Genomic DNA, 6037 nt, shown 5'->3' with positions numbered 1-6037 from the left:
ATTCTAATACTATCTTGGTCTTTTCTTCGGCACTGAAATTCCGAAACTGTTTCTTAGTCATTCTTACCTCTTAAGTTATTTGGTCTATTCTAACTTATTACCAAGCAAACCTAACTATTTTTTTGTTCAGTTTTTTCAGGCCATTATATCAATGATTTTTTCTAAATCTTCATCTGAAGTATTATTAATTAATTCTGCTAATTTTTCATGTGTGATCTTAATTTGATCTAATTCATTATCAGGCGTATTTATAATTTCTTCTAATAATTGTTGATTTTCTAGCTGCTTTACAACCTCTTCACCGTGAATTAAAATCATTATTTGCTTAAACTTTTCTTCAGGTAATAAGGACGATATCTCTGACAATACCTTTGATAAGTTTTGATCTGGGATACTATCAAATATTCTTTCTAAATTTTTATCAGAAGCGTCATTAATCATTGTTGCTAATTTATCATTTGAAATACCATCAATGATTCTTTCTAAATTTTCATCTGAAATATCATTAATTAATTCATCTAATTTTATAGGCTTAATTTTATCTAATTCACTATCAGGCGTATTTAAAATTTCTTCTAATAATTGTTGATTTTCTAGCTGCTTTACAACCTCTTCACCGTGGATTAAAATCATTATTCGTTTATCTATTTGTTTAACTTTTTCATCAGGTAACAAATCTGATACACTTCGTAAGCATTTATTTGAAATATCATCATCATCCATGATTTTTACTAAATTTGCATCCGAGGCATTATTAACAATCACTGCTAATTTATCATTTGGAATACTATTGATGATTCTTTCTAAATTTTCACCTGAGGTATTATTAATTAATTCTGCCAATCTATCATTTGCAATACTATTGATAATTTTTACTAAATTTTCACCTGAGGCATGATGAATTATTGTTACTAGCTTATCATTTGTAACACTACTGATGATTCTTTCTAAATTTTTACCTGAGGCATGATAAATTATTGTTACTAGCTTAAAATTTGTAATACTACTGATGATTCTTTCTAAATTTTTATTTGGAATAATATCAAGTTTTTCTGCAATCTTTTCTTCGCTTTCTGAAATAATTATGAGTTCAAGCTGTGTATCGGAGATATTTTTGTCTGATAATTTTTTTAGCTTCTGCTCGATAAGTGTATCAGGTGAAATTGCTATTACTTTTTCAAGATGCCAAGGCATAATGTAATTAATTAATTCTTGTGCTTTTTCACTTGTAGCATTATTAATTAATTCTGCTAATTTTTCATATGTCATTTTTTCAAAAATTGCATCTAATTTTTCCTCAGACGTATTTATAATTTCTTTTACTAGTTGATCATCAGAAAGATTTTCAATTTGATCTAAGAAACTAAATGTTTCTTCAGCTTTAATACCAAAATAAGAAAGAGCTTTATTGCTTACAAGATTAAAAGTTTCAGCAACTTTAGAAGAAAGAATACTAGATGTATTTTTTATAATATTAAAACTCTTTACTCCAAAATTATAAACTGTTTTTAATGGTGAACTAAATGAACTGAAAAAACTTTTGTTTTCATGTGCATTAGTTACTTTTTCACTATCATCAAACTTATCTAAAAAATCTGTAAATTTGATTTTAGAGATGCCTAAAGTACTTTATATCCCCAAATTTTTAATTCTATATTTGAAAAATACTTAAATTCATCGTTAGCGAGATAGGAAGCTGGTTTTGGAGAAGTATTAGGGGTGATTAAATTTTGTAACTTGTTAAAAATTGATGTTATTGCCATAATTCTTCCTCATTTCTTATTATAGTAGTCAGCGTTGCACTATAATAGAAATTATGAGAAAGTCAAGATAAGAGCTAACAATTATTAACTTTTTATTATATTTTACTTAAAATTGATTAATTTATCAAAGAGAGATATTCTACTAAATGTCATTCCCGCTTTTGCGGTAAGGTCTTGTTGCGTGGACCAGTAAAACTTACTGTGTCACCCCATGGCTTGACCACGGGGTCCATAAAAACAATAAAAAATACTAACAATTTTAGTATTTTTAACTGAATCCCGTGGTCAAGCCATGGGGATGACAGAGGTGAAAGTCATCCACGCAACAATGCCTTGTGGGAATGACATATAATAAAAATTGTACTATAATTGTCTCTGTTCTTGAATTAGCTCGAAGACTTCAACTACGTCACCTTCTCTAATATCTTCGTAATTTTCAAATGCTATACCGCACTCATACCCTTCTCTAACTTCTTTAACTTCATCTTTAAAGCGTTTTAAAGTTTTGAGTTTTCCTTCATGGATGACTACATTATCACGTAATAAACGTACACCTGCTCCTTTCTTAATAATACCTTTAGTTACGTAGCTACCGGCGATTTTGCCGATTTTGGTAATATTAAATACCTGTCTAATTGCTACGCTTCCGATATATTGCTCTCTGATAATTGGATCAAGCATACCGCTCATAATAGCTTTTATATCATCAATTAAATTATATATTATACTATAATATCGAATATCAACTTTTTCTTTTTCTGCTGCAGTTAAGGCATTTACCCCTGCTCTAACATTAAAGCCGATAATAATAGCCGAAGAAGCATGTGCAAGTGATACATCGGATTCCGTTATCGGACCTACACCACTATGAAGTATACGCAGTTTTATCTCATCACTCGGTAATTTTAATAAGCTACCTGAAATGGCTTCAACCGACCCTTGAACATCACCTTTAATAATTAAAGGCAGTTCCTTAATTTTACTATTACCGGAAGCTTTTAAAAATAAATCTTCTAAACTTGAACGTGGAGCAATAGATATTTTCTTTTCTTTAGCAAGACGCATTCTATATTCAGCTATATCTTTTGCTTGTTTGTCGTTTTGTACTACGTTAAATTTATCACCGGCAAAAGGTACTTCGTTTAAGCCTTGAATTTCTACAGGAACGGACGGAGTTGCTTCCGTTATTTCCAGCCCCTTATCATTAGTCATCTTTTTAACTTTACCATAAGAGCTACCTGCTATTATAATATCACCATTTTTTAAAGTACCGCGTTGAACTAAAATAGTGGTTAGTGTTCCTCTTCCCTTTTCAATTTTCGATTCAATTACAACACCTGCAGCCGCACCGAAAGGACTCGCTTTTAAATCCTGCATCTCTGCAATTAATAAAATTGCTTCTTCAAGTTTATTTAAGTTAATTTTCTTTAGTGCCGAGATAGGAATAACCATAACGTCACCACCTGCCTCTTCACCTATAATTTCATGAATATATAACTCGTTTTTTACACGCTCAATATCAATATCAGGCTTATCAATCTTATTAATGGCTACAATTATAGGAACACCTGCTGCTTTTGCATGATTAATTGCCTCAACCGTTTGTGTTTTGATTCCATCATCTGCCGCAACCACTATAATAACTATATCCGTTACTTTAGCACCTCTTGAACGCATTTCCGAAAAAGCTTCATGCCCAGGAGTATCAATAAAGGTAATTGCTCTACCGCCTGCAAGAGTTACTCTATAAGCACCGATATGCTGAGTGATTCCGCCTAGCTCACCTGCAGCAACATCTGTAGATTTAAGAGCGTCAAGTAATGAGGTTTTACCGTGATCTACATGACCCATTACCGTCACAACCGGTGCACGTGTTCTTAAATCTTCAACCTTATCATCACTAATTAAAACATTTTCAACATCTGATTCTTGGACTCTTTTTACTGTATGCCCTAAATTTGTTGCAACTAGTTCTGCTGTATCGGCATCTATTGTTTGGCTGGCATTTGCAAGAATACCGAGTTTCATTAATTCTTTAATTACATCAGCCACTCTTTCAGACATAGCATTTGCAAGATCGCCGACCCCGATAACTTCCGGTATCGTGACTTCTCTATATACTTTCTCAGGTGCTTGTGATACTAATTTACGTTTTTCTTTTTCTCTTGCTCTTCTTATAGAAGCAAGGCTTCTAGTTCTACCGCTACCGCTTTCGTCATCACCAAGCATATTAAAAAGATCAGCTTTTTTAAATTTTTTCGGCTCTTCTAGCTTAATCTTTGGTGCAACTACTTTATTCTCTGCTGTTTTATCTAATTCTTTCTCTGATTCTATACCGTAACGTGTTCGCATTCCTACTAAAGGTGACTTTATAAAAGTTTCTTCTTTCTTTTTAGGTGTTTGTGATGACATATCTTCATCGCCTTGAACGGTTTTAGCACTAACTTCTACTTTATTTTCTTCGGTATTTTGCTGTTTTTGTTCAACTTCTTTATCAGTTTCTAGCAGTTCTATTTTTGAGTTGGAAGACTGGTTAATACTTGCAAGTTTACTTAAAGTGCTTATTTGTGAAGAGTCGTTTAATTTAGATTGCTCAGCAGCTTTTTTAAGAATAGATAAACGTCTATTAAATTCTTCCTTATTAGCATCAATAACGGTTTGCTCTAAGCTATTTCTTTCTTTATTTAATGAAAGGGCAGTAGTACTACCGGTAGAGCTTTTTCTAACTTCTACTAGCGTTTTAGATTTAGCATTAACAAAGCTTTGAGCTCCTGTAAGAGAGTCAAAAGACTTATTAAGCGATAATTTTGAATTGCCAAGTGTCAACTTTTTGGGTTTGATTTCCTGGTTATCCGTCATATTTAAAACCTTTGTGTTTCTGTTTTTCCGTTTATTACTTTTATGTCATTCCCGCAGAAGCGGGAATCCAGTAATCTTTAACGTCATACCGCGACTTGTGAGCTAGATCTTAGGACTCAGACTGTGATACAAGATCCCGTGGTCAAGCCACGAGATGACATAAAAAATCTAGATTCCTGCTTTCGCAAGAATAATATCATCCTAAACCCCATCCTCTAACTATCTTTCAATTCACCATGCTGTCTAGCAGTTTTAATCAGCAATTTAATATTTTCGTCCGTTATATTAGAATTTGGAGCTAAATTTTTAAATTCATTTACGCTCATCTCTCCTAAATCTTCTATAGTCTTTATACCATATTCGGCAAATTTTAATATTAATTCAAGCGATAATTCTAGTATATCTATTAATTCCTGCTCAACTCCCAGCTCCTCTAGCTTTTTGATAATCTTCTCATTTTTAAGGTCAACGTAATTAGTAGCACGATTTTTGATCTCTACGGCAAGTTCTTCCTCAAAACCTTCAATTCTTGTTAAAGTACTAACTTCACTAGTTGCAATTTGTTCTACTGAATTAAATCCCGTTACCGATAAAAGCTGACCTATAACTTCTTCAACATCTAAGGCTTCCATAAATAATTCCGTAGAAGTTAAGAACTCTTCATTTCTTCTTTTTGATTCTTGCTCTTCGGTCATTATATCGATATTCCAACCGGTAAGCTTAGAAGCTAAACGAACATTCTGCCCTCTTCTACCTATTGCAATACTTTGATTTTCTTGCGAAACTACTACTTCTACCTTATGCCTATCCTCATCAATCAAAATTTTTGTAATTTCCCCAGGTGCAAGCGGTGCAAGAGCATTAACTATAAATTGTGCAAGATCATTGCTCCATAATACTATATCAATTTTCTCTCCGTTTAACTCATTTGTTACGGCTTTTACTCTATTACCTCTAATACCTACGCATGAGCCTACAGGATCTATACTACTATCCGAAGCAAATACCGCTATTTTTGCTTTTGAGCCGGGATCACGTGCTACTGATTTTACTTGAATAATATCTTCAAGAATTTCAGGTACTTCTAGCTTAAACAGCTTAACCAGCATTTGGTTATCTACTCTAGATAAGAAAATCTGCGGTCCTTTTGTTTCTTGCCTTACATCCTGTACATATGCTTTTATACGATCATTAGGTTTAAAATTCTCGCCCTTAATTAATTGATCTTTTTTTATTATTGCTTCAGCACGACTCAAGTCAACTATTATATCACCGTATTCTATTCTCTTAACTATCCCGTTTATAATTTCGCCTTTTCTATCTTTAAAGTCATAATATTGTTTTTCACGTTCAGCCTCTATAACACGTTGAGTTATAACTTGTTTTGCAGCTTGAGCCGATACTCTAGCATGATC

At 32.7% G+C, this 6037-nt stretch carries 2 protein-coding genes and 1 pseudogene; all 3 read right to left on the bottom strand.

What is annotated here, in order from left to right; genetic code table 11:
- Positions 1-843: 843 nt before the first annotated feature.
- Positions 844-1763 (bottom strand): annotated as a pseudogene (locus AC1Z7D_RS05620) (SrfC family effector protein); the annotation flags it as partial.
- A gap of 363 nt (positions 1764-2126) precedes the next feature.
- Positions 2127-4622 (bottom strand): translation initiation factor IF-2, encoded by a 2496-nt coding sequence (gene infB / locus AC1Z7D_RS05615; protein WP_482602720.1) that lies wholly within the window; start codon positions 4620-4622, stop codon positions 2127-2129.
- 215 nt (positions 4623-4837) lie between these two features.
- Positions 4838-6037, bottom strand: a 1200-nt coding sequence (nusA, locus tag AC1Z7D_RS05610) for a transcription termination factor NusA (protein ID WP_482602718.1), incomplete at its 5' end; no start/stop codon positions are given.

Source organism: Rickettsia sp. (assembly GCF_965035265.1).
This window is presented reverse-complemented; position numbering and strand designations above follow the sequence as displayed.